The organism is Plantibacter sp. MCCC 1A11337, assembly GCF_013349365.1.
Classification (GTDB): domain Bacteria; phylum Actinomycetota; class Actinomycetes; order Actinomycetales; family Microbacteriaceae; genus Plantibacter; species Plantibacter flavus_A.
Genome location: NZ_JABJWX010000001.1, coordinates 1,278,168 through 1,302,228, shown reverse-complemented (window position 1 = coordinate 1,302,228; position 24,061 = coordinate 1,278,168). Strand labels below are relative to the sequence as shown.

The window sequence follows — 24,061 nt, the reverse complement described above, 5'->3', positions numbered from 1 at the left end:
GACAGTCAGGCGCGACGATGAGCATGATGGACCCCGGCGACCACCAGGACCCGAAGAAGCAGGGGCCGACGACGGCGCGCATCACGATCTGGATCGTGGTCGGCGGCATCGGCCTGTACCTCGTCGTCAGCGGTCTGTGGGGCGCTCTCGCCGGAGGCTCCTGAGCCGGCTGCGCGCCCGTTCGGGATCGCGCCACCACGTCGTTCCGGTCTCTGAGCCGGCTCTCCGGTCTCTGAGCCGGCTCTCCGGTCTCTGAGCCTGTCGAAGGGCGGTACGATTGACGGGTGATCGAAGACTACTGGCTCAACGCGCTCTGGTCGCTGCTGCCCACCGTGGTCGTCGGCATCATCTTCTGGGTCGTCATGCGCGCCATCCTGCGGTCCGACCGCAACGAGCGCAAGGCGTACGCGCAGGTCGAGGCGGAGCAGCGCGCGAAGCTCGGTCTCCCACCGGTCGAGCCCTCCGGCCCCCGCGAGGTCTGACCCGCACGTATCACGTGGCGAGGTCGCTCCACAGCTGTCCGGCATGGTCAGTAGGCTGGAGCCTCGGCAGCTGAGCGGATGGGCGACATGACGATCGAGTTCTCTTGGAACTGGCTGGGCATCACGGCCCTCGTCCTGGACTTCATCATCCGTGTCATCGCGGTGATCGTCGTCCCGCGCAACCGGCGCCCCACCGCGGGGATGGCCTGGCTGCTCGCGATCTTCCTCATCCCGTACGTCGGTGTCATCGCCTTCCTCCTCATCGGGAACCCGAAACTGCCGCGGGCGCGTCGGCGGAAGCAGTACGACATCAACGTCTACATCCGCCAGACGACGCGCGACCTCGTCAAGGCGAACCTGACGTCGAACGCGCCGGCCTGGTTCCGCTCGGTCGTGACGCTCAACCGCAATCTCGGATCGATGCCGCTGCAGGGCGGGAACACCGCGAGTCTCATCGGTGACTACGAGGCATCACTCCACGCCATGGCCGAGGAGGTCGACCGCGCCGAGCAGTTCGTGCACGTCGAGTTCTACATCCTCACCTGCGACCGCACCACGAAGCCGTTCTTCGACGCCCTCGAGCGTGCGGTGGACCGCGGCGTCACGGTCCGAGTGCTGCTCGACCACTTCGCGAGCTGGCGGACCCCCGACTACAAGCACACGCTGAAGCGCCTCACCACGATGGGTGCCCAGTGGGCGCTCATGCTGCCGCTCCAGCCGTTCAAGGGCAAGTTCCAGCGTCCCGACCTCCGGAACCACCGCAAGATGGTGATCGTCGACGGCGCGGTCGCGTTCATGGGCTCGCAGAACATGATCGACCGGAGTTACAACAAGCCGGGCAACATCAAGCGGGGCCTCCAGTGGCAGGAGCTCATGACGCGGGTGGAGGGCCCCGGTGTCGCGGGGATCAACACGATCTTCCTGAGCGACTGGTACAGCGAGACGGGCGACGTCCTGTCGCACGAGGTCGGCCTGCTCGATGCGCGACCGGTTGGGGACCTCGAACTGCAGGTCGTACCGAGCGGGCCGGGGTTCGACGGCGACAACAACCTCAAGTTGTTCCTCACCCTCATCTACGCGGCGCAGCGGCGCATCGTCATCACGAGTCCGTACTTCGTACCCGACGAGTCGTTGCTCGCAGCGGTCACGACCGCCGTCCAGCGCGGTGTGCCGGTCGACTTGTTCGTGTCGGAGATCGGCGACCAGGCGATGGTGTGGCACGCGCAGCGCTCCTATTACGAGGCGCTCCTGCGGGCCGGCGTGCGGATTTTCCAGTACCCGGCGCCGTACATCCTGCATGCGAAGCACTTTACGATCGACGACGACGTCGCCGTGATCGGATCGAGCAACATGGACATGCGTTCCTTCGGTCTCAACCTGGAGGTCTCGCTCATGGTCCGCGGTCGCGAGTTCGTCCAGGAGATGCGGGGCGTCGAAGACGGATACCGGGAGATCAGTAAGGAACTGACGCTCGCGGAATGGTTGAAGCAGCCGCTGCGGTCGACGGTGCTCGACAACCTCGCGCGGCTCACCTCCGCGCTCCAGTAGGCGTCACCCGTCGCCGCACCGACGCCCCGATCATCCGACAGCTGCCCTTCCTCGTCCGGAGCTGTGGATATCCCAGATATCAGTCGACCACATTGTGTAACGTGTGACCGCCCCCTCTCGTCAAGAAGGTCGGACCCACGTGAACACCATCCTCTTCCGCAGGGCGCTCGGCGCCCTGTCCGTCGCCGCCGTGACCGGGAGCGCGCTGCTCCCGGCCGCGACGCCTGAACCCGCAGCCGCGGCCGCGCCGGCGCCCGACATCGTCTCGGCCGCCACCGACGTCTCGGACCGGGCGCTCGGGCTCACCACCGTGCTCCAGCGGACCGCCACCGGCAGCGTCCCGTTCGACGCCGAGCCGGGGCCCGGGCTCGACGTCTCTCCGGACGACCCCGTGCTGCGTTCCCACGACGCGGTCACCTACACGATCGAGGTGCAGCTGCGCGGTGCCGCCGAGGACGACCGGGTGGTCGTCCGTCAGCGCCTACCCGAGGGACTCCGATGGCCGCCCGTCGCCCAGCTCCCGGGGTACTGTGCCGCGGGCTCGACCGTCAGCGACGATCGCTCGGTCGTCGACTGCGTGCGGACCGACGTCCTGCCGAACTCGGTGAGCGCGATCGACCTCACGGCCGTGCTCGCATCCTCCCCGCCGAACGGCACGGTCATCACCGCGCCGCAGAGCGGGATCGAGACCATCGCGATCGACGCGGCCGACGGATCGGAGATCCGTGCCAGCACGACCGCACCCGATCTCGTCGTCAGCAGCGCTCCCCGCGTCAACGTGGGTGTGAAGCGCGGTCCGATCGTCGCCGACGTCACTGAGCGTGACGGCACGCGAGGCTGGTACCTCGCGCACGACACCGCCCTCTCGGTCACCGGGTTCGGCACCGACGAGGGCCGTGGCGCCCGCGGGTCCGGCAACGTGGTCGAAGACGTGACCTTCCGGATCGACCTCGGCGGGTACCCGGCCGGCACCCGCCTGGCCACGGTGAACCCCGAGGGGCGACCGGTCTCGAACAGCTGCCTCGTCGGCGCCTTCGACACCGCGGTCTTCCCGAAGGCCGGCGGCGGGGGCACCGACGCGGTCACGGACTCCGGGACCTGGTCCTGCGAAGTCGAACCCGATGGTCGTTCCGCGCTCGTCACCATCAGCGGCGCCGATCTGAGCGGCGACCACATCCCGACCCGGTCCGCCTCGGGCGCCGCGATCACCGCGCAGGGTTTCCTCGCGATCGGCCGGTTCGGCGTGTTCGTGCCGGAGTCCGCGGTGCCGTCGAACGGCTCCCTCCCGGTGCGGCTCGACCTCACCGACCTCGACGTCCGGGGTGTCACCGCCGACGGGACACCCCTCCCGAACGCCCCCGAACCGCTCGCCGACAACACGGCCAACGCGACGATCGCCCAGCGCACCGGTGGCGGCGAGCACACGACGCGCTACGTCGACCGCCGGACGGAGAACCGTCTGGTACCGGGGCAGAGCACGGCCGGCTCCGGAGACGGGCCCGTCGCCGGCGGACAACGCTTCGAACAGACGGTCGCCTGGAACAACACCACGACGAGCCCCCTCACGGGAGCGGTGCTCTGCGCGGTCTTCGACCCGGCCACGCAGCGCGTCGGTGAGCGTCCCGGAGGCGGTGCCCCGGCCGAGTCCCGGACCACCGGTGGGCCCGTGATCGTCGAGTACGGCACGACGCCGAGCGTCGACACGACGGCCGACACGGAGACCCGCCAGGCGCAGATGGACGCGACCACCTGTGAGGACGCCGACGACACCTGGGTCTCGGACCCGTCGCTCGTCGACACCGAGGACATCACCAGGGTCCGTCTCCGCCCGGTCGACGGTGTGCTCCCGCCCCGGACGGGCGTCACCCTGTGGGTACAGCTCCAGGCGGTGCAGGGCCTCGAGGTGGGCACCCGTCTCACCGAGACCTACAGTGTGAAGTCCTCCGGCAATGGGGAGGACCGTGAGTCGGCGAGCTCCTGGGTCGAGGACGGCTGGTGGCACGGACGGTATCGCGCCACCGACGACAACGCCCAGTACCCGCGAGGCGATCAGCTGGTCGCCGCGAACGCGGCGGTCGCTCTGAACAAGCGCGCGACCTCGCCCCAGGTCGCTCCCGGCGCACCGGCCCCCATCGCCGCCGGCTCCCCGATCACCTTCGAGGTACGGCCGGAGATCGTCACGCCGGACGGCGTGGCCGACCGGGCTGCGGGTGTCACCGTCTCGGACTCCCTACCGGCCGGCTTCGTCTTCGACGCCGGATCGGCGACGCCGCCCGCGACGACCGCTGTGGCGCAGCCCGATGGGAGCACGCTCCTCACCTGGGACCTCGGTCGGATCAGGCAGGGCGCGGAGCCGGTGATCACCTACACCGCGATCTCGGATCGCTTCGTGGTGGGCCAGTTCCTCAATCGCGCGATCGTCGCGAGTCCCGACGACCCCGGATCGCTGTCGGACTTCCCGGCGGACGCCGGCAGACTCGACGCCCACTACTCCTGGCAGTCGATGGTGGTCAGCACCCCCTCGGGGCTGCAGATCGACAAGCACGTCGCCCGGTCCGTCGTCGAGTTCGGCGACGCGGTCGAGGTCGACGTCGTCTTCGGGAACATGAGCGCCGGGGCCGTGCAGCGCGAGGTCCGGATGATCGACGTCCTCCCGTACCCGGGCGACGGACGCGGCTCGACCGGGCAGGGCGTCCTGGCTGGTCCGGCCACGTCGGACGGAGCGGACCTCCGCTATACGGCGGCCCCCGGTGACGCGGTCGCGAGCCACGTCGACCCCGTCGTCGACGACGGCTTCGGCACCCTGCCGGACGGAGCACGGTGGTGCGCGGCGGACGAGTTCGGCATGACCGGGTGCCCGGCGTCCATCGCAGCGGCGACCGCGATCGAGGCCACCGTCGCCGAGCTCGCGCCGTTCGCGCCGGTGGTCGTCGACTACGAGCTGACGACCACCAGGGCCGCGGCCGACGCCCGGTTCGTGAACGACGCCGTCGTGCACTCCGCGACGCAATCGCTCGGCGCACAATCGCCGCAGGTCGCGGCCCGGTTGGTGAGCTCGGCGCTCGGTGAACGCATCTGGTGGGATCTCGATGCGAACGGGCTCGACGACGACGGGCTCGACGGGACGCCGGGGCCTGGTGTCGCGGACGTCGAGCTCGAACTGACCGGCACGGACAAGCACGGTGAGCCCGTCACCCGGACCGCCACGACCGACGCCGACGGCCGGTACCGGTTCGATTCGCTCCGCACCGGCGCCTACCGGATCGACGTGCGACTCCCAGACGACCTGGTGGCCGATGCCACGTCGCCACGGGTCGGCGACGACGATCTCCGGAACTCCGCGATCGACCCGGCTGAGTGGGTCATGCCGGACATCGTGATCGCGGACCCGTCGCCGAGTGGAGCCGACGGCGAGGATCTCCGTTGGAACGGCGGGCTCATCGCGACCGAGCCCGGGACCGGCCCGGATCCTGAGGGGCCGGGCGTGACGCCGGGGGGATCGGAGGGCTCGACCGCCCCGGACACCGCGAGTCCGCTCGCCGTCACCGGCGCCGGGCTCACGACCGGGGCACTGCTCGCGGCCGGCCTGCTCGTCGTCGCCGGTCTGCTCGTCCTGGCACTGCGGCGGACGCGACGGCTCGTCGCATCGGAGCAGCCGACGGACGACCCGGCCACGATCGGGTGACGAGGCCGTGAGTCGGGCCGCGGGATCGATGTCCCGCGGCCCGACCCGGCTCCGAATGTCCGCAGAATCGACCCCGGGTCAGCGGGTGGGCGCTCCCTATACTGGGGTCAAGTCAGGCCCACGACGGCGTCGCCTGCTCCCGGTCGACCCTTCGCCTGACGCGATCGAAGGAGGCATCAGTGCACCACACCGATATTCCGACCCGCTCCGACATCGTCGAGCTCGCCACCGCTCGAGAGCCCGGCAGCGTGTCGATCATCCTCGCGACGAGCACCAACCCCTCGGATACGAGCCATATCCGCCTGGACCTCAAGAACCAGGTGAAGGTGGCGGTCGAGCAGCTGACGGCCGCGGGAGCAGACCGGGCGGCGATCGCGGCGTTCACGCAGACAGTCGACGACCTCCAGGAGGATCCGGACTTCCTCCGCTACCTGTCCTCGAGCCTCGCGCTCTACATCAGCCCGAGTCTCACGCGCTACTTCCGCGTCCCGAACATCCTCCAGTCCTGCACGGAGGTCTCGGACCGCTTCTTCATCAAGCCGTTGATGCGTGCGCTCACCTTCCCGCAGTCGGCCTACGTCCTGGCGCTCGCGCAGAGCGGTGTGCGACTCGTGGCCGTCTCGCGTGATCTCCCGGCCACGAGCATCGAACTCGAGGGTGTCCCCGCCGACGTGGCCGCGGCCGCTGGTGTCGACTCGATCCGGGGTCGCGGTTCCGACGGACGCAGCCCCCAGGGACGCATCCAGGGCTCCGAGGGACAGAAGGTCCGGATGCAGGAGTACGCGCAGGCGATCAACAAGGCGTTGTCGCCCGTGCTCGCCGGTTCGAAGGAGCCGCTCATCCTCGCGGGCGCCGAACCGATGACGGGGATCTTCCGGTCCGTCTCGAGCTACAAGCACCTCGTGAAGCCCGAGATCGAGGGCAACCAGCAGGAGCGCTCCGACGAGCAGCTCGCCGCAGCAGCCCGGCCGATCCTCGACGAGCTGTACGCCGCCGAACTGCGCGCGCTGTGCGAGGAGTTCGGCACCCGCGCGTCGAACGGTCGTGCCGTGACCGACCTCGGCGACGTCGCACGTGCCGCGACGGCGAACGCGGTCGACACCCTGTTCGTCGACATCGACAGCAACCTGCCTGGCACGGTCGACGAGACCACCGGTGTCGTGACGCTCGCCGATGACGCCGACGCGACGAACTACGGCGTGATCGACGAGATCCTCCGCCGGGCGCTGCTCTCCGACGCCCGGATCCTCGCCGTCCGTGCCGACGACGTCCCCGGTGGGGGCGCCCTCGCGGCGACCGTCCGGTTCTCGGTCTGACCGAGCCGCGATCAGCCGACACCCGCAGCGCACGTGCCCGGTGCACGTGCGCTGCGGCGTTCCCGGTGGCCGCGCATCACGCCCACGGCGAACAGGGGCGAAGAGAGCTGCGGCGGTCGTTACGCTCCTACTAACGGCATCACCACCCTGCCCGGTGCCGGAGGAGAGTGATCATGTTCGAGAGATTCACCGACCGTGCGCGTCGTGTCGTCGTCCTGGCCCAGGAAGAGGCCAAGATGCTCAACCACAACTACATCGGGACCGAGCACATCCTGCTCGGCCTCATCCACGAGGGAGAAGGAGTCGCCGCCAAGGCGCTCGAGTCCCTCGGGATCTCCCTCGATGCCGTGCGCGAGCAGGTCACCGACATCATCGGCACCGGTCAGCAGCAGCCGACGGGACACATCCCGTTCACGCCGCGCGCCAAGAAGGTGCTGGAGCTGAGCCTGCGCGAAGCGCTGCAGCTCGGCCACAACTACATCGGCACGGAGCACATCCTGCTCGGCCTCATCCGCGAGGGTGAGGGCGTCGCAGCCCAGGTCCTCGTGAAGCTGGGCGCCGACCTCAACCGTGTGCGCCAGCAGGTCATCCAGCTGCTGTCCGGCTACCAGGGCAAGGAAGCAGCCCCGGTCGGCGGCAACCAGAGTGAGCAGCAGGCGCAGGGCGGGTCGCAGATCCTCGACCAGTTCGGCCGCAACCTCACGCAGGCCGCGCGCGACAACAAGCTCGACCCGGTCATCGGTCGTGACAAGGAGATGGAGCGGGTCATGCAGATCCTCTCCCGTCGCTCGAAGAACAACCCGGTCCTCATCGGTGAGCCCGGCGTCGGCAAGACCGCCGTCGTCGAGGGTCTCGCCCAGGCGATCGTCAAGGGCGATGTCCCGGAGACGCTGAAGGACAAGCAGCTGTACTCGCTCGACCTCGGCTCGCTCATCGCCGGTAGCCGCTACCGCGGTGACTTCGAGGAGCGCCTGAAGAAGGTCACCAAGGAGATCCGCACCCGCGGCGACATCATCGTCTTCATCGACGAGATCCACACCCTCGTGGGTGCCGGTGCCGCCGAAGGCGCGATCGACGCGGCCTCCATCCTCAAGCCGCTGCTCGCCCGCGGTGAGCTCCAGACCATCGGTGCCACCACGCTCGACGAGTACCGCAAGCACTTCGAGAAGGACGCCGCACTCGAGCGTCGCTTCCAGCCGATCCAGGTCATGGAGCCGTCGCTGCCCCACACGATCAACATCCTCAAGGGGCTGCGCGACCGGTACGAGGCACACCACAAGGTGTCCATCACCGACGGCGCGCTCGTCTCGGCGGCGAACCTCGCCGACCGCTACATCTCCGACCGCTTCCTGCCTGACAAGGCCATCGACCTGATCGACGAGGCCGGCGCGCGCCTGCGTCTGTCGATCCTCTCGAGCCCCCCGGAGCTGCGCGAGTTCGACGACAAGATCGCCGGCGTCCGCGAGGCCAAGGAGACGGCCATCGAGGAGCAGGACTTCGAGAAGGCGGCGTCCCTCCGCGACGAGGAGAAGAACCTGCTCGGCGAGCGTCTGCGCCTCGAGAAGCAGTGGCGCTCGGGCGACGTCAAGACGACCGCCGAGGTCGACGAGGGCCTGATCGCCGAGGTGCTCGCCCAGGCGACCGGCATCCCCGTCTTCAAGCTCACGGAAGAAGAGTCCTCACGACTCGTCTTCATGGAGAAGGCGCTGCACCAGCGGGTCATCGGTCAGGAGGAGGCCATCTCGGCGCTCTCCAAGACCATCCGCCGCACGCGTGCCGGCCTCAAGGACCCGAAGCGTCCCTCGGGCTCGTTCATCTTCGCCGGCCCCACGGGTGTCGGTAAGACCGAGCTCGCGAAGGCGCTCGCCGAGTTCCTGTTCGACGACGAAGGCGCGTTGATCTCCCTCGACATGTCGGAGTACGGCGAGAAGCACACGGTCTCGCGACTGTTCGGTGCTCCTCCCGGGTTCGTCGGCTTCGAAGAGGGTGGCCAGCTCACCGAGAAGGTGCGTCGCAAGCCGTTCAGCGTCGTGCTCTTCGACGAGATCGAGAAGGCACACCCCGACATCTTCAACTCGCTCCTCCAGATCCTGGAAGAGGGCCGGTTGACGGATGGTCAGGGTCGCGTCGTCGACTTCAAGAACACCGTCATCATCATGACCACCAACCTCGGTGCTCGCGACATCGCCGGTGGTCCGGTCGGCTTCCAGATCGAGGGCAACGCCTCGACCGGGTACGACATCATGCGCGGCAAGGTGAACGAGGAGCTGAAGAAGCACTTCAAGCCCGAGTTCCTGAACCGTGTCGACGACATCATCGTGTTCCCGCAGCTGTCGAAGCCGGAGCTCCTGCAGATCGTGGACCTGTTCACGAAGCGTCTCTCGGAGCGTCTGCTCGACCGCGACATGACGATCGAGCTCACGTTGCCGGCGAAGGAGCGCCTCATCGAGGTCGGCTTCGACCCGACCCTCGGTGCTCGTCCGCTGCGTCGTGCGATGCAGCGCGAGGTGGAAGACCAGCTCAGCGAGCAGATCCTCCACGGCGAACTCAACGCCGGCGACCACGTGCACGTCGACTTCGTGAACGGTGCGTTCGCCTTCACGACCTCGGCTCGTGGTGAGTCGGTCGGTGCCGGCGTCAACGCGCAGGCGTCGCTCGGTACGGGTTCGGCCACGCCGGACCTCGCGATCACGGGCGAATAGCCCCGAGTCACCGAAGGCCCCCACTCCGCGGAGTGGGGGCCTTCGTCGTGTCGGGACGTGTTCGTTCGCCCATCTTCGGGCGATCCGGGTCTCGCGCGCCCGAACCTGTGCGGGCGAACGGTGGCGGTCAGCCGAGGCGGTCGAGGTACCGGAGGATGATGCCCTCGCGGAGCGCCCAGGGGGAGACGTCGAGCTCGCGGACGCGGAAGGCGGCCATCGCCTCGGACAGGACGATCCCGCCGGCGACGATCTGGAAGGTGCGGTCGGCGGTGATCCCGGGGAGCGCGGGGCGGGCCTCGGCCGGGATGCGGGCGAGCCGGGGGATCCAGTCGTCGAGCTGGCTGCGCCGGAGCAGCGACCGTTCGGTGCCTCCGATGCCGTCGGCCTCCGAGCCGGCGAGGCGTGCGAGGGAGCGGATGGTCTTGGACGACCCGACGACGTGATGGGCGTCGGGCTCCTCGGCGAACGCGGGGAGCGCTGCGGTGAGCACCTCGCGGGCGTGTAGGCGGAGTGCCTCCTGCTGTGCGGCGGTCGGCGGGTCGTCGTGGAGGAAGCCCACGGTGGAGCGGCCGGCGCCGAGCGGGAGGGAGATCGCGACGTCGGGGTATTCGTCGCCGCCGGCTGCGATCTCGAGTGAGCCGCCGCCGATGTCGAGGAGGAGCATCTCGCCGGCCGACCAGCCGTACCAGCGGCGGACGGCGAGGAAGGTGAGCTTCGCCTCGTCGTCTCCGGACAGGACCTGCAGGGCGATGCCGGTCCGCTCCTCGACGAGGGCGAGGACCTCCGGCCCGTTCGTCGCCTCACGGATGGCCGAGGTCGCCATCGAGAGCAGTTCGTCGAGGCCGCTCTCGCGGGCGATCGCTGCCGCCGCACCGATCGACTCGAGGATGACCGCGACGCCCTCATCGCTGATCGACCCGTCCGGGGTGAGGTATCGCATGAGCCGCAGCACCGACTTGTGCGACGACTGGGGGATCGGCCGCGCTCCTGGGTGTGCATCGACGATGAGCAGGTGGACGGTGTTCGATCCCACGTCGAGGACTCCGAGTCGCATGCGCTCACAGTACTGCCTGCCCGCCCGCGTCCGCTGTGGTCGGTCGCCAGCGCGGTGCGCTGACGTGACCGCGGGTCCAGCGCGTGAGCGCGGGTCTCCGGAGGGGTGCGCTCACGCGCTGGACCCGCGGTGAGGCCGATCCCGCGCCACTCGCGTCGGCGCACCGCGCTGACGCCCACAACCCTGCGCTCGCGTCAGCGCACCGCGCTGGCCTGGGTCGGGTGGGGTGGACCTCGGGAGGACGCAAGGCAGCGCGACCTGGTCGGCGCACCGCGTAGGATCGCCGCATGACCGCCGCCACCTCGGAATCCTCCGCCCCTCGAACCCTCGTGATCCTCGGCGCCGGGGGCGATCTCACGGCCCGACTCCTGCTGCCCGGACTCGCGTCGCTCCTCGCCTCCCCGCGTGGCGAGGCGGTGCGCCTCATCGGAGTCGACCGCTCCGAGTCGAGTGATGAGGCCTGGCGGAAGCGCGTCGAGACCGCGTTCGCCGACGCCCCGTCGAAGCTCGCCGAGACGATCGTCGCCGAGACCACCTACGTGCAGGCCGACGTCTCCGACCGGGCGTCACTGGAACGCGTCCTCGCGGCCGCCGGACCGAACGTCGCCCTCTACTTCGCCCTGCCGCCCGCCATCACCCTGCTCGCGTGCAAGGCGCTGCGGAAGCTGGAGCTCCCCAAGGGCATCATGCTCGCCCTCGAAAAGCCGTTCGGGACCGACTACGCCTCCGCCCGCTCGCTCAACCGCCTGCTCCAGCACCTGGTGCCGGAGGAGCAGGTGTTCCGCGTCGACCACTTCCTCGGCAAGTCGACGGTCCTCAACCTGCTGGGCCTCCGCTTCGCGAACCGCATCTTCGAACCGCTCCTCTCCGCCGACAACGTCGAACGTGTCGACATCGTCTTCGACGAGCAACTGGCGCTTGAGGGTCGCGCCGGGTACTACGACCGCGCGGGCGCCCTGATCGACATGATCCAGAGTCACCTGCTCCTCGTCCTCGCGTTCGCGGCCATGGAGCCACCGGCGAGCGTCGATGCCGAGGATCTGCGTGGCGGCATGGCCCAGGTGCTGCGGGCGACCCGACCGTGGAAGACGAACGGCACGGAGAGCCGGCGTGCACGCTACGGCGCCGGGACGATCGGCGATCGCGAGCTGCCCGCTTACGTCGACGAGCAGGGTGTGGACCCGTCGCACCACACGGAGACGCTCGCCGAGATGACGCTCGCGATCGACAACTGGCGTTGGGCTGGTGTCCCGTTCGTGCTGCGGTCCGGGAAGGCGCTGGCGGACACCCGTCAGGAGATCGTCTTCACCTTCAAGCCGGTGCCGCACCTCCCGTCCGGCCTGCACGGGATGAAGACCCCGGCGCGGCTCCGGATCGGCCTGAAGCCGGCGTCGCTCGACCTCGACCTGATGATCAACGGTGAGGACGACCCCTTCGAACTGGACCCGGTCGCCCTCCACGCAGAACTCCAGGCCGGGCAGCTCAGTGCCTACGGCGAAGTCCTGTCGAGCATCCTCGAGGGAGACCCGACCCTGTCGGTGCGCGGTGACGTCGCCGAGCAGTGCTGGCGGATCGTCGCGCCGGTCCTCAAGGCGTGGCGCAAGGACGAGGTGTCGATCGACACCTACCCGGCCGGCACCGCGGGTCCGAGGTCCTGGCACTGATCCGGACCTCGTGATCCGATGTCGTCACTCCGGTGTCCGGCGTCCGGCGCCAGCGCGGTGCGCTGACGTGAGCGCGCCCCACTGGACCGAGCGCGCCCCTCTGGAGGCCTGCGCTCGCGCGGCTGGGTAGCGCTCACGCCGCTTCGGCAGCGCTCGCGCGAGCGCACCGCGCTGGCGCCCACCAACCCGCGCTCGGTCGGGAGCGTCGCGCTGGCGTCAGTAGACTGCTCGGAGGTTCTGACAGGAGGAGGCGGGATGGTCGAGCAGGCTCAGCAGGGGTATGTCGTCCGTCGCGCCCGCACGAGCGACGTCCGCCGCATCCAGGCGCTCGTCGAACCACTCGTGCAGCAGCGCATCCTCCTTGGCAAGGACGACGTCGTGTTCTACGAAGCCGTCCAGGAGTTCCGCGTCGCCGAGACGCCCGACGGCGAACTCATCGGCTGCGGCGCACTGCACGTCATCTGGGAGGACCTCGGTGAGGTCCGCACCCTCGCCGTCTCCGCCGACCACCTCGGTACCGGGGTCGGCCACGCGCTCGTCGAGCGCCTCGAGCACGACGCGATCGAGCTCGGCCTGCGTCGCCTGTTCTGCCTGACCTTCGAAACCGGCTTCTTCACGAGACACGGCTATCAGGAAATCGGCGAGGAGATCGTCCCACCCGAGGTCTACGCACAGCTCGTACGCTCGTCCGACGAAGGTGTCGCGGAGTTCCTCGACCTCGCGCGGGTCAAGCCGAATACGCTCGGTAACACCCGGATGCTCAAGCTGCTCTGAACCACAGCTTGAAGGTTGGCGCTCGTCGGAGCGACCCGTGAGACCGTTCACATCGCCAGACTGATCAGCACTTTTTCCGATTTTCGACGCGAATCCGCTGCTCACATGAGCACGCCCGGATTTACGTGCCGTTCACATTCGCGGTGGTCTTCCGTCACGCATGTCGGTTAGCTTGTGAGGCACTACCCATCGTCTGTGCCTCGAATGGGGGGTGCGTCGTCGCGCGCTCCGAACGGGGACGGCCCTCGATTCGGAGCCACATGTCGTTCAAACACCCGTGGAGGCTGTCCGCCTTCGCCGCCCTTGCCGGGCTCGTCGCCGCACCCCTCGTGGCGACACCAGCCGTCGCCTCGACCGACGGCCTCGGCGTCGTCATCAACGAGGCATACCTCTCGGGCGGGAGCGCGAACGCGCCCTACCTGAACAAGTTCGTCGAGCTCTACAACCCGAGCGACGCGGCAGTCGACGTCAGCGGCTGGTCGATCCAGTACCGCTCGGCGACCGGTGCCGCGGCGTCGTCGACGACGGTTCCGCTCACCGGGAAGATCGCGGCCGGCGGCTACTACCTCGTCTCGGGCAGCAGCAACGGCGCGGTCGGCGCGGCTCTGCCGCCACCCGACGTAGCCAGCGAGCTGAACGCGTCGGGCTCCAAGGGCACTATCGCCCTCGTCGCCTCGACCGCGGCGGTCACGCTCCCGACCGGTTCCGTCGTCAGTAACCCGGCGATCGTCGACCTCCTCGGCTACGGCACGTCGAACACCTTCGAGACGGCCGCCTCGCCGTCGCCGTCGGGCAACAGCGTGCCGCAGTCGATCGTGCGTACCACCTTCACCGACACCGACAGCAACGCCGCCGACTTCACGCTCAGCGACACGGTCACGCCGCAGAACAGCGCCGGCGACACCCCGGTCGACCCCGAGCCCACACCGGAGCCGACCCCTGAACCCACCGACCCGACCACCCCGGTCGAGCCCGGCACGGCGACGATCGCCCAGATCCAGGGCACCGGCGCCGCGAGCACGATGGTCGGCCAGACGGTCACCACCACTGGCTTCGTCACCGCGAGCTTCCCGACCGGTGGCTTCAACGGCTACTACCTGCAGACCGCGGGCACCGGTGGAGCGATCGACCCCGCGACGCACCTCGCGTCCGATGGTGTCTTCGTCTACTCGCCGGCCACCGTCGGTTCCGTCACCGTCGGCCAGTACCTGCAGGTCACCGGCGTCGTGGACGAGTACTACGGCCTGACGCAGCTGAAGGTCACGGACGCGGCCGCGATCACGGCGCTCGACGCCACCGGCGTCACCGCGCCGACCGCCGCGAGTGTCGCCTTCCCGGCGACCGACGAGGAGCGCGAGCGCCTCGAGGGCATGCTGCTCGCCCCCGCCGGCGACTACACGGTCACCGACAACTACAGCACGAACCGCTACGGCGAGATCGCGCTCGCGGCGTCGACGACGCCGTTCGTCACGCCGACGGTCCTCGGTAAGCCCGGTTCCGCTGAGGCGCTCGCCGCCGCGGCACGGGTCACGGCGGAGAAGGTCGTCCTCGACGACGGCGCGACCGTCGACTTCTCGAAGGCGGAGAACACCGGCACCCCGCTGCCGTACCTCTCGACCACCGCGCCCGTCCGGGTCGGTGCCGCCGTCGACTTCACCGCTCCGGTCGTCTTCGACTTCCGCAACAGCAACTGGAAGTTCCAGCCCACGCAGCAGCTGACCGGTGCCAACGCGGCGACCGTGCAGCCGGCCACGTTCGAGAACACCCGCTCCACCTCGCCTCGCGGTGTGGGTGGCGACGTGTCCCTCGCGACCTTCAACGTCCTCAACTACTTCGCCACCACCGGCGACTCCCGCACCGGGTGCACCTTCTACACCGACCGTCAGGGCGGCAAGACCACGGTGAACAACTCCGACGCCGCCGGTTGTGGCGTCCGGGGGGCGGCGACGGCCGAGAGCCTCGCCCGTCAGCAGGCGAAGATCGTCTCCGCGATCAACGCCCTGGACGCCGACGTCGTCTCGCTCGAGGAGATCCAGAACTCCGCCTCGATCGGGCTCGACCGCGACGACGCCCTCAAGACGCTGACCGCGGCGCTCAACGCCGATGCCGGCGCAGGCACCTGGACGTTCGTCCCCTCGCCCGCGAAGGTCCCCACGGACGAGGACGTCATCCGCACGGCCTTCATCTACAAGTCCGCCACCGTCGAGACCGTCGGTGAATCGCGCATCCTGCTCGACTCGCCCGCGTTCGACAACGCCCGTGAGCCCGACGCGCAGGCGTTCAAGCCCAAGGGTGCGGACGACGCCGCGACGTTCCTCGTGATCGCCAACCACTTCAAGTCGAAGAGCACCTCGGCAGCGGCCACCGGTGACAACGCCAACACCGGGCAGGGCGCCTTCACCGGCGACCGCACGCGTCAGGCCAAGGCCCTCGTGACCTTCGCGGACACGGTCTCCAAGGACGTCGGCACGAAGAAGGTCTTCCTCGTCGGAGACTTCAACTCCTACGACGCCGAGGACCCGCTGGACGTGCTCCGCGACGCCGGCTACATCAGCCAGGAGGCCAAGACCGGCGAGTACACCTACGCGTACGAAGGCGCGGTCGGGTCCCTCGACCACATCTTCGCGTCGCCGGAAGCCGACCAGAGCGTCACCGGTGCCGACGTGTGGAACATCAACTCCGTCGAGTCGATCGCCCTCGAGTACTCCCGCTACAACGCGAACGTGACCGACTTCAACGTGCCGGACATGTTCCGCTCGAGCGACCACGACCCCGTGATCGTCGGCATCAGCGCCGACGCGAGCGAGTCCGCGACCGTCAACCTGCTCAACATCAACGACTTCCACGGTCGGATCGACGCCAACACGACGAAGTTCGCGGGCACGATCGAGCAGCTCAAGGCGATGTTCGCGCCCGACCAGACGGCGTTCATCTCCGCCGGTGACAACATCGGGGCCTCGCTCTTCGCCTCGTCGGCGCAGCAGGACCAGCCGACGATCGACGTGCTGAACGCGCTCGGTCTGAAGGCCTCCGCGGTGGGCAACCACGAGTTCGACCAGGGCTACGGCGACCTCGTCGACCGCGTCATGGCCGACGGGAAGAACGCGGCCTGGCCGTACCTCGGTGCCAACGTCTACGAGAAGGGCACGAAGAAGCCCGCGCTCCAGGAGTACTCGATCCTCGACATCGACGGGGTGAAGGTCGCCGTCGTCGGCGCCATCACGCAGGAGACGCCGACGCTCGTGTCGCCCGCCGGCATCGCCGACCTCGACTTCGGTGACCCGGTCGAGGCCGTGAACCGCGTCGCGGCTCAGCTGACCGACGGCGACGAGTCCAACGGTGAGGCGGACGTCATCGTCGCGGAGTACCACGAGGGTGCTGGAGCCGGCACGCCGGACGGCGCGACCCTCGAGCAGGAGCTCGCCGAACAGAGCGCCTTCACCGAGATCGTCACCACGACGAGCGCGGACGTCGACGCCATCTTCACCGGCCACACGCACAAGCAGTACGCGTGGGACGCTCCGATCCCCGGCGTGACCGGCAAGACCCGCCCGGTGCTCCAGACCGGCAGCTACGGCGAGTTCATCGGCCAGATCACGCTGACGGTCGACCGCGCGTCGGGTGACGTGACCGCCTACACGGCGAAGAACGTCGCACGCACCACGGTGGCCGAGGCCGACCTGGTCAAGCAGTTCCCCGCGGTCGCAACGGTCAAGACGATCACCGACAAGGCCCTCGCGGTCGCGGCGGAGATCGGCAACCAGAAGATCGGTGAGGCGACGGCCGACATCACCCGCGCGTTCAACAACGGGGTGAAGGACGACCGCGGCGCCGAGTCGACGCTCGGTGCGCTCGTCGCCGACTCCCTCCGCGCCTCGCTCTCGAGTGCCGACCGTGGCGGAGCCGACATCGGCATCGTCAACCCGGGCGGCATGCGTGAGGAGATCCTCGCGGGCGACATCACGTACGCCGAGGCGAACGCGGTGCTGCCGTTCCTCAACAACCTGTGGACGACCTCGCTCACGGGTGCGCAGTTCAAGACCGTGCTCGAGCAGCAGTGGCAGCTCGACGCGGCCGGGAACGTGCCGTCCCGTCCGTACCTGCAGCTCGGACTGTCGTCGAACGTGCAGTACACGTTCGACCCCACGAAGGCCCAGGGACAGCGCATCACGAGCATCACGGTGAACGGCGCTCCGATCGACCCGAACAAGAGCTACCGGATCGGCTCCTTCAGCTTCCTGCTGCAGGGTGGCGACAACTTCCGAGAGTTCGCGAACGGCACGGACACACGTGACTCCGGTCTCGTCGACCGCGACGCGTGGATCGCCTACCTGACGGCGAACAGCCCGGTGTCCCCGGACTTCGCCCGCCAGAGCGTGCAGGTCACGAACGCGCCGACCGCAGCGGTCGCCGCAGGGAAGACGGTCTCGTTCGACGTCGCGAAGCTCGACCTCACCTCGACCGGCAGCCCGGTGAACACCTCGCTGACGATCGAGCTGAACGGCTCGCCGATCGGGACGGCCCCCGTCACCGCGGGGGCCGCGACGGTGTCCTTCACCGTCCCGGCGGGTACCGCTGACGGCGCGGCGACGGTGCGCCTCACGGCACTCGAGTCGGGGACGACGCTGACGGTGCCGCTCACGGTCGCGACGCCGCCGGTGGTCACGCCGCCGACGCCCGCACCGGAGTCCGCGCTCATCCAGGCGCTCAAGGACCTCATCAAGGCGATCACCGATTTCATCATCGGCAAGCTCGCCACGATCCACGTCGGCAAGGAGTACGCCGGCACCTGGGTGAGCGTCTGGCTGCACTCCGACCCGATCCTCGTCAGCGACGGCCTCGTGCAGGTCGACGCGGACGGCAACGTGCAGGTCACGGTTCCTGAGGACGCGCCGGTCGGTGCCCACCGACTCGTCGTCCAGGACGCCGACGGCAACGTCATCGGTTGGCAGGACATCGTCGTGCAGGCCGCGGCGGTCGATCCCGGCACCGACCCGGGCACCCAGCCCGGTGCAGGCGGCGGGACCGGTTCGGGAACGGCCGGCGGAAGCCAGGACGGCAGCCTGAGCAAGACCGGTGCCGAGCCGTGGGGGAACGCGGCGCTCGCCGCGCTGCTCCTCGTCGGTGGTCTCGCGCTCGTGATCGCCCGTCGTCGCTCGGCGCAGCAGCTCTAGGCGCTCGCACCACCCAGCACCATCCCGATGCCCCGTCATCGGTCGGACCACGGTCCGTACCGACGGCGGGGCATCGGGCGTTTCCGCGCCACTGCACTTAATCTGTGAGCATGTCGAGCCTCACGAATCCCCGCGGACCGGAGCGGCCCGCCGTCTACTGGCGACGCAGGCTGATCGTGTTCGGTGTCCTGCTCGCCGTCATCGTCCTGGTCATCGTGCTCATCGTCCGTCTCGCGTCGGGTCCGGGCACCGAGAACACGGCCGCGACGTCGACCCCGACGCCCACCGCGACCTCCGCGCCGACGCCGGCTCCTGAGGCGTCGACGGCCGCGCCGATCGATGAGGCCGCGACCACCGACCCCGGTTCGGCGGCCGCATGCACCGCCGACCAGATCCGCGTCGAGGCCGTCGTGAACGGCACGAGCTTCGCGGCGGACGAACTCCCGCAGCTCTCGCTCAGCGTGACGAACACCGGCTCGGCCGCGTGCACGATGAACGCCGGCACGAGCCAGCAGGTGTTCACGGTCTCGAGCGGCGAGGAACCGTACTGGACGTCGACCGACTGCCAGACGGCACCGAGCGATCAGCAGGTGCTCCTCGAGCCGGGGAAGACGGTCTCGTCGAACCCGCCGATCACCTGGGACCGCACGCGGTCGGCGCCCGACACCTGTGACCAGCCGCGGGACCCGGTGCCCGCGGGCGGCGCCTCGTACCACCTGAACACCTCGATCGGCGGCTTCGCCTCCGCCGACAGTGCGCAGTTCCTGCTCAACTGACCGAACCTGCTCGCCGAGCCGTCCCGCTCCCTGGGCTGCCCTCCCGGTCACGGAGCCGCCCTCCCAGTCACGAGTCGTCCGCCCGGTCACTGAGCCTGTCGAAGTGCTCGACCCGCAGCCCCGCACCGGCCTGCGACAATGGACGCATGGCGAAGCAGAAGCGACCCGAGTTCCGTTCCGAGCCCCTGGCCGCGGCCCTCGCCGCCGGCGACATGGTGGCCGTGGCACTCGCGTTGCGGAACGGCCGGTTCGTCGTCCCGCTCATGAAGCCGGGCAACCCCGACAAGCCGACGGAGACCGGCGAGGTCTGGATGTTCCGTCAGCCTGAGACCGCGAGGCTCGCGCTGCTCCTCTTCTCCGATGCGAAGAACAAGCCCGCCGCCCTGCCGCCCTACGTCGGTCTGCACGACGGCGTCTGGCTCGCGAGCTTCCTCCGCACCTACGGCGACGACATCGAGACGGTGCTCTTCGACGTCGCCGGCCCGCACTCGCTGCAGGCGTCGCCGGAGGAACTGCTGCGGGTGCTCGAGCTCGAGGCGCCGGCCGAGTAGTGCTCAGAAGGCGGCGTCGAGCTCGCGTTCGCGTCGGGCGGGCCGTGCGGCCTCGGCTGCGGTCTTCGCGATGCCCAGCACCGACTTGAGGTCGTTGCTGACGTCGGAGTTGAGCAGCAGCTTGTAGCCGAGGCGGTTGCCCTCCGAGCCGCGTTGCTTCGCGACGCTCACCGGGCGCACTTCGCCGCTGAGGCTGATCTCGCCGTAGGCCGCGAGGTCGCGGGGGAGGGCGAGGTCGCGGATGACGGAGACGAGGGCGAGGGCGATCGCGAGGTCGGCCGCCGGTTCGCTGATCTTCACGCCGCCGACGGTCGAGATGTAGACGTCGTGGTCGGTGAGGTCGTAGGAGTAGCGGCCGTGCAGCACGGCGAGGATCATCGCGACACGTGATGGGTCGACGCCGTTGGTGACGCGACGGGGGTTCGGTGCCTGCGTCTTGTTGATGAGCGCCTGGACTTCGACGGGGAGTGCACGGCGTCCCTCCATGACGATGGTGACGCAGGTGCCTGCCACGGGTTCGTTCTGGCTGAGGAACAGGGCGCTGGGGTCGGGGACCTCGGCGATGCCGTCGCCGGCCATCTCGAAGCAGCCGACCTCGTCGGTGGCGCCGAAGCGGTTCTTCTGTGCGCGGAGGAAGCGGAGCGCGGTGTGGCGGTCGCCTTCGAACTGGCAGACGACGTCGACGAGGTGTTCGAGGAGCCGGGGGCCGGCGATGGACCCGTCTTTCGTGACGTGGCCGACGAGCAGGATCGGGAGGTCGCGTTCCTTGGCGATGCGGGTGAGGACGGCCGAGACCTCGCGGACCTGGCCGGGTTGTCCGGCGAGGCCGTCGGACTGCGAGGAGGAGACGGTCTGGACGGAGTCGACGATGAGGAGCTTGGGCTGCACCTGGTCGATGTGGCCGAGGATGGTGGCGAGGTCGGTCTCGGAGGCGAGGTAGAGGTCGTCGTGAAGCGCGCCGGTGCGTTCGGCACGGAGGCGGACCTGGCTGACCGACTCCTCGGCGCTGACGTAGAGGACGCGGGCGCCGGTCTTCGCCGCGCGGGACGCGACCTCGAGCAGCAGGGTCGACTTGCCGACGCCCGGCTCACCGGAGAGGAGGATCGCGGCGCCGGGGACGATGCCTCCGCCGAGCACCCGGTCGAACTCGGCGATGCCGCTCGACCAGCGCGGTGCCTCGTCGGCGCTGGCCTGGGTGATGGGGCGTGCGGCGCGCTCGTCGGTGGCGCGGATGGGCGTCAGCTTGCCGAGGACACCGGTGGGAGCCGAGGCCTCGACGACCGTGCCCCACTGCTGGCATTCGCCGCATCGACCGGCCCACTTGGCGGTGGTCCAGCCGCATTCGGTGCAGCGGAATGCGGGGGAGGGTGCCTTGGCCATGCGGCCAGCCTAAGCGCGGCTACCGACACCGCCGGCCCTCCGCGCCGCCTGTGGATGACCGGCATCGCTCAATTCGCGTCGGCGCTCGTCTTCTATTACACTCGACCCCGGTACCGTGTCCGAGCGGCCGAAGGTGCAACTCTCGAAAAGTTGTGTGCTTGAAAGAGCACCGTGGGTTCAAATCCCACCGGTACCGCCAGGAAGAAGCCCCCTCCATCCCTGCGCAACACCGGGACGGAGGGGGTTTTCGTCGTCATGCCCGTCCGTCGGTGGGCACGGGCGGCATAGCATCGAACCGTGCAAACGGGGACTGGGGCGGAGTTCGAGGTCGAGCCTCGCTGGAAGGAAGAGGTCGTCTACTGGGAGGGGGCCGAGGGCTTCGTCTTCGACGCCGGGTGGGGCGTGGATCCGCCCGTGCTCTACATCCCGTTCCCAGAGGAGTGGGACGCCGCCACTGCGCCATGGATGCATGGCCGACGCGATGAGATCGTGGAACGGCTACGTCGTCACTCCCGGCATCGGATCGAGGCTGGGCCTTATCCCGGCTCTGGGCGCCGGGTTACACGCTGAACGGCCGCGATGGCGGATAGGGCGGCCCGGTCGGCAGGACGACCCCCAGGCACCGACCCCAGAACTGAAAGACACGGATTCCCAGCGAAGCCCAGAAACACCTCACCTGAGGTTCAGAACGCCGTCGCACCCTGATGTCATGACCAGATCGCGTGCCCTCGTCGTCCCCCTCGTCCGCACTGCCGCCGTCCTCGTCGGCGTCTCACTGCTCGCGGGCTGCCAGGCCACCTCGGCAGCCGTGCCCGATCCGTCGTCCTCGGCCTCGCCGGCACGGAAGGGAAGTGCCGACGGCGGCTCGACGGGCGACCGCAGCGACTCGAAGACCGAGCAGAAGAACCTCGCCGCCGTGCTCGAGCTCTACACCGACGCCTTCCCGGACCCCGCCTCCTCGAAGGCGGTGGCCACGACCGACAAGCTGGTCGCGGCCGACGCCATCGCGCACGGTTCTGGCCAGAAGTCCGGTCCGAGCGGCGTCCTGGCCGAGTTCACCGCCGACCGGACGCGGGTCCCGGGCGCGCAGGCGGTCGTGAAGCACACCGCGGCCGACGGCGACCTCGTGGCCGTGCACTACCAGGTCGCCTCCGACCCGTCCGACGAGCGGACGGGCGAGGCGGCCGTCGATCTGTTCCGGGTGCGGGACGGCGCCGTGGTGGAGCGCTGGGCGTTCGATCAGCCGATCGCGACCGGGACACCGGCGAGTGGGAACACCAACACGATGTTCAGCGACCTCTACAGCCCCGCGAAGCCCGCGGTCGCGCCGTCGGAGTCGCAGGAGGAGCAGAACCGGACGTTCGCGGTGAGCGCGTACAACACGCTGTTCCGCGACCAGGACGTCTCGATCCTCGACAAGGCCTTCGACCCCGCCTATCTTCAGCACAACCCGGTCGCACCCAACGGCACGGCGGCGCTCAAGTCGTTCTTCTCCGGGTCTGCCACCTTCCCGCCGCAGGAGTCGGTCATCTCGCTGAGCGACGGCGACCTCGTCTGGACCTTCTCGCAGAGCGTCGGCGCGAAGGCCGACGACCCCGTTCTGGGGGCGGACATCTTCCGCGTCGACGACAAGCTCATCCGCGAACACTGGGACGTGGTGCCGACCGCCGGGTGAGTCACTGCAGTGGCGTATCCGGGGTGCGGTCCTCGGGTCGCAACGCGACGTCCCGATGCGGTCGCCCGCTCGACGTCTGCGCCGATTACCGCACGCTCGGCCTTCCGCTCCACCCCTGGCGGTCTCCGGCGGCACACCGCTAGGGTCGGGGACGGTCCCGATCCGGGACCGTCGAACGACGAACGAGAGGTCTGCAGGATGGCGAAACGACCAGGGGGAGTGACCATCGTCGCGGTGATCGTCTGGATCCAGGGCTTCTTGAGTGCCCTCGGCGGCGCGCTCCTGATGATCGGAGCGAACACGCCGAACGGCAACCTCCAGGGGATGCAGGTCGCCGGCCTCGTCTCGCTGATCCTCGGGATCATCACCATCATCGTCGGCGTCGGCCTCCTGCGGGGGAGCAGCGTGGCGAGGGTGCTCACGACAATCGTCCTCGTGCTGTCGATCGCCAGCGCCGTCTACGCGATGGTCACCACCGGCAACGTCGCGACGCAGATCATCAGCCTGCTGCTCGCGGTCATCGGCCTGATCCTCCTCTACACGAAGGCCGCTTCCGACTACTTCCGCTCGGCCTGAGCCTCTCCCTCCGAGCGAGGAGGGCGTCGACGGCGGTGGTTAGGCTCTGGGGATGACTCAGGACTTCGCAGCGCTGAACGCCCACGCCATGGAGGTCGCCGCCGCCTACGACGATCTCAGCACGAAGCGGATCGGACGTCCTTGGACGAACCAGGAGGTCGCCCTCGGATTCGTCGGCGACGTCGGTGACCTCGCCAAGATCGTGATGACGCTCGAGGGGACGCGCCGCATCGACGGCATCGGAATCGAACAGCTCGAGCACGAGCTGTGTGATGCCATCTGGTCGTGTCTCGTCCTCGCCGACCGGTTCGGGATCGACATCGGCGAGGCGTTTCCCCGCCAGATGCAGGACTTGGTGCGGCACGTCTCCGAGCTCCGCGCCGACGAAGCGAGCACAGATTCCGCGACGCCCGCTGGCTAGAATCGCGACATGAGCGACGACAGTACGGCCAGCACCGACGACGTCGGTTCCTTCGGCGTCGAGCCCGGCACCTACCGGCACTTCAAGGGTGCGCGGTACGAGGTCATCGGCGTCGGACGCCACAGCGAGACCGAGCAGCCGTACGTCTTCTATCGGACGACCACGACGCCGCCGACGTCGTGGGTGCGACCGCTCGCGATGTTCGTTGAGCCCGTCTCACGCGACGGCTACGAGGGACCGCGCTTCGCCCGCGTCGAGGACGCAGCCGACTGACCCCGTCATC

Annotated in this window: 17 protein-coding genes and 1 tRNA gene; 16 read left to right on the top strand and 2 right to left on the bottom strand. The window is 69.2% G+C overall.

Annotated features, from left to right (window positions below; all coding sequences use genetic code 11):
- Positions 1 to 17: 17 nt before the first annotated feature.
- From HOW07_RS06005 to HOW07_RS05980, 6 genes are all read left to right on the top strand, one after another.
- Complete coding sequence (locus HOW07_RS06005; protein ID WP_153303387.1) at positions 18 to 164, top strand: hypothetical protein; 147 nt, start codon at positions 18 to 20, stop codon at positions 162 to 164.
- A gap of 120 nt (positions 165 to 284) precedes the next feature.
- The gene (locus tag HOW07_RS06000) at positions 285 to 482 is read left to right on the top strand and encodes a hypothetical protein (RefSeq protein WP_213014309.1); all 198 of its coding nucleotides are present in this window, start codon (positions 285 to 287) and stop codon (positions 480 to 482) included.
- Between the two features lie 78 nt (positions 483 to 560).
- Positions 561 to 2,030: a cardiolipin synthase gene (gene cls / locus HOW07_RS05995; RefSeq protein WP_175116321.1), complete on the top strand. Its 1,470-nt coding sequence runs from the start codon at positions 561 to 563 to the stop codon at positions 2,028 to 2,030.
- Between the two features lie 139 nt (positions 2,031 to 2,169).
- Complete coding sequence (locus HOW07_RS19775) at positions 2,170 to 5,715, top strand: SdrD B-like domain-containing protein (protein WP_175116320.1); 3,546 nt, start codon at positions 2,170 to 2,172, stop codon at positions 5,713 to 5,715.
- Positions 5,716 to 5,894: 179 nt separating this feature from the next.
- Complete coding sequence (locus tag HOW07_RS05985) at positions 5,895 to 7,031, top strand: hypothetical protein (RefSeq protein ID WP_175116319.1); 1,137 nt, start codon at positions 5,895 to 5,897, stop codon at positions 7,029 to 7,031.
- Positions 7,032 to 7,204: 173 nt separating this feature from the next.
- Positions 7,205 to 9,733, top strand: a complete 2,529-nt coding sequence (locus tag HOW07_RS05980; protein ID WP_064294324.1) for an ATP-dependent Clp protease ATP-binding subunit — start codon at positions 7,205 to 7,207, stop codon at positions 9,731 to 9,733.
- 127 nt (positions 9,734 to 9,860) lie between these two features.
- On the opposite strand, the gene HOW07_RS05975 is transcribed toward HOW07_RS05980, so the two are convergent.
- Positions 9,861 to 10,787 carry a Ppx/GppA phosphatase family protein gene (locus HOW07_RS05975; RefSeq protein WP_121289522.1) on the bottom strand — a complete coding sequence of 309 codons (927 nt, stop codon included), beginning with the start codon at positions 10,785 to 10,787 and terminating at the stop codon, positions 9,861 to 9,863.
- A 287-nt stretch (positions 10,788 to 11,074) separates the two neighbouring features.
- On the opposite strand from HOW07_RS05975, the gene HOW07_RS05970 reads away from it, so the two are divergent.
- The 5 genes from HOW07_RS05970 to HOW07_RS05950 all read left to right on the top strand — a co-directional run bounded on the left by HOW07_RS05970 (position 11,075) and on the right by HOW07_RS05950 (position 19,726).
- The gene (locus tag HOW07_RS05970; protein ID WP_175116318.1) at positions 11,075 to 12,451 is read left to right on the top strand and encodes a glucose-6-phosphate dehydrogenase; all 1,377 of its coding nucleotides are present in this window, start codon (positions 11,075 to 11,077) and stop codon (positions 12,449 to 12,451) included.
- A 255-nt stretch (positions 12,452 to 12,706) separates the two neighbouring features.
- Complete coding sequence (locus tag HOW07_RS05965; protein ID WP_064294321.1) at positions 12,707 to 13,225, top strand: amino-acid N-acetyltransferase; 519 nt, start codon at positions 12,707 to 12,709, stop codon at positions 13,223 to 13,225.
- A gap of 260 nt (positions 13,226 to 13,485) precedes the next feature.
- Positions 13,486 to 18,399, top strand: coding sequence for an ExeM/NucH family extracellular endonuclease (locus HOW07_RS05960; protein WP_175116317.1), 4,914 nt, complete (start codon positions 13,486 to 13,488; stop codon positions 18,397 to 18,399).
- A gap of 110 nt (positions 18,400 to 18,509) precedes the next feature.
- Positions 18,510 to 19,175: a hypothetical protein gene (locus HOW07_RS05955; RefSeq protein ID WP_175116316.1), complete on the top strand. Its 666-nt coding sequence runs from the start codon at positions 18,510 to 18,512 to the stop codon at positions 19,173 to 19,175.
- A gap of 146 nt (positions 19,176 to 19,321) precedes the next feature.
- Entirely contained in the window at positions 19,322 to 19,726 is a 405-nt protein-coding gene (locus HOW07_RS05950; protein WP_121289528.1) for an SseB family protein, read from the top strand.
- 3 nt (positions 19,727 to 19,729) lie between these two features.
- Here HOW07_RS05950 and radA read toward each other — a convergent pair whose 3' ends face one another.
- A complete protein-coding gene (radA, locus tag HOW07_RS05945; protein WP_064294317.1) occupies positions 19,730 to 21,106 on the bottom strand; it encodes a DNA repair protein RadA in 1,377 nt (458 codons plus the stop codon).
- Between the two features lie 109 nt (positions 21,107 to 21,215).
- On the opposite strand from radA, the gene HOW07_RS05940 reads away from it, so the two are divergent.
- From HOW07_RS05940 to HOW07_RS05920, 5 genes are all read left to right on the top strand, one after another.
- A tRNA-Ser gene (locus HOW07_RS05940) sits at positions 21,216 to 21,305 on the top strand.
- Between the two features lie 510 nt (positions 21,306 to 21,815).
- Positions 21,816 to 22,781, top strand: a complete 966-nt coding sequence (locus HOW07_RS05935; protein ID WP_175116315.1) for a nuclear transport factor 2 family protein — start codon at positions 21,816 to 21,818, stop codon at positions 22,779 to 22,781.
- Positions 22,782 to 22,979: 198 nt separating this feature from the next.
- A complete protein-coding gene (locus HOW07_RS05930) occupies positions 22,980 to 23,357 on the top strand; it encodes a hypothetical protein (RefSeq protein ID WP_175116314.1) in 378 nt (125 codons plus the stop codon).
- A 52-nt stretch (positions 23,358 to 23,409) separates the two neighbouring features.
- Positions 23,410 to 23,778, top strand: a complete 369-nt coding sequence (locus HOW07_RS05925; RefSeq protein WP_254628166.1) for a nucleotide pyrophosphohydrolase — start codon at positions 23,410 to 23,412, stop codon at positions 23,776 to 23,778.
- Between the two features lie 9 nt (positions 23,779 to 23,787).
- Positions 23,788 to 24,051 (top strand): DUF1653 domain-containing protein, encoded by a 264-nt coding sequence (locus HOW07_RS05920; protein WP_175116313.1) that lies wholly within the window; start codon positions 23,788 to 23,790, stop codon positions 24,049 to 24,051.
- Positions 24,052 to 24,061: the final 10 nt, after the last annotated feature.

Bases quoted from the DNA above. Each gene is read 5' to 3' on its own strand.
- HOW07_RS06005 (WP_153303387.1), top strand. From the start codon at position 18: ATGAGCATGATGGACCCCGGCGACCACCAGGACCCGAAGAAGCAGGGG.
- cls (WP_175116321.1), top strand. From the start codon at position 561: ATGGGCGACATGACGATCGAGTTCTCTTGGAACTGGCTGGGCATCACG.
- HOW07_RS05980 (WP_064294324.1), top strand. From the start codon at position 7,205: ATGTTCGAGAGATTCACCGACCGTGCGCGTCGTGTCGTCGTCCTGGCC.
- HOW07_RS05975 (WP_121289522.1), bottom strand. From the start codon at position 10,787: ATGCGACTCGGAGTCCTCGACGTGGGATCGAACACCGTCCACCTGCTC.
- HOW07_RS05970 (WP_175116318.1), top strand. From the start codon at position 11,075: ATGACCGCCGCCACCTCGGAATCCTCCGCCCCTCGAACCCTCGTGATC.
- HOW07_RS05965 (WP_064294321.1), top strand. From the start codon at position 12,707: ATGGTCGAGCAGGCTCAGCAGGGGTATGTCGTCCGTCGCGCCCGCACG.
- HOW07_RS05960 (WP_175116317.1), top strand. From the start codon at position 13,486: ATGTCGTTCAAACACCCGTGGAGGCTGTCCGCCTTCGCCGCCCTTGCC.
- HOW07_RS05955 (WP_175116316.1), top strand. From the start codon at position 18,510: ATGTCGAGCCTCACGAATCCCCGCGGACCGGAGCGGCCCGCCGTCTAC.
- HOW07_RS05950 (WP_121289528.1), top strand. From the start codon at position 19,322: ATGGCGAAGCAGAAGCGACCCGAGTTCCGTTCCGAGCCCCTGGCCGCG.
- radA (WP_064294317.1), bottom strand. From the start codon at position 21,106: ATGGCCAAGGCACCCTCCCCCGCATTCCGCTGCACCGAATGCGGCTGG.
- HOW07_RS05935 (WP_175116315.1), top strand. From the start codon at position 21,816: ATGACCAGATCGCGTGCCCTCGTCGTCCCCCTCGTCCGCACTGCCGCC.
- HOW07_RS05930 (WP_175116314.1), top strand. From the start codon at position 22,980: ATGGCGAAACGACCAGGGGGAGTGACCATCGTCGCGGTGATCGTCTGG.
- HOW07_RS05925 (WP_254628166.1), top strand. From the start codon at position 23,410: ATGACTCAGGACTTCGCAGCGCTGAACGCCCACGCCATGGAGGTCGCC.
- HOW07_RS05920 (WP_175116313.1), top strand. From the start codon at position 23,788: ATGAGCGACGACAGTACGGCCAGCACCGACGACGTCGGTTCCTTCGGC.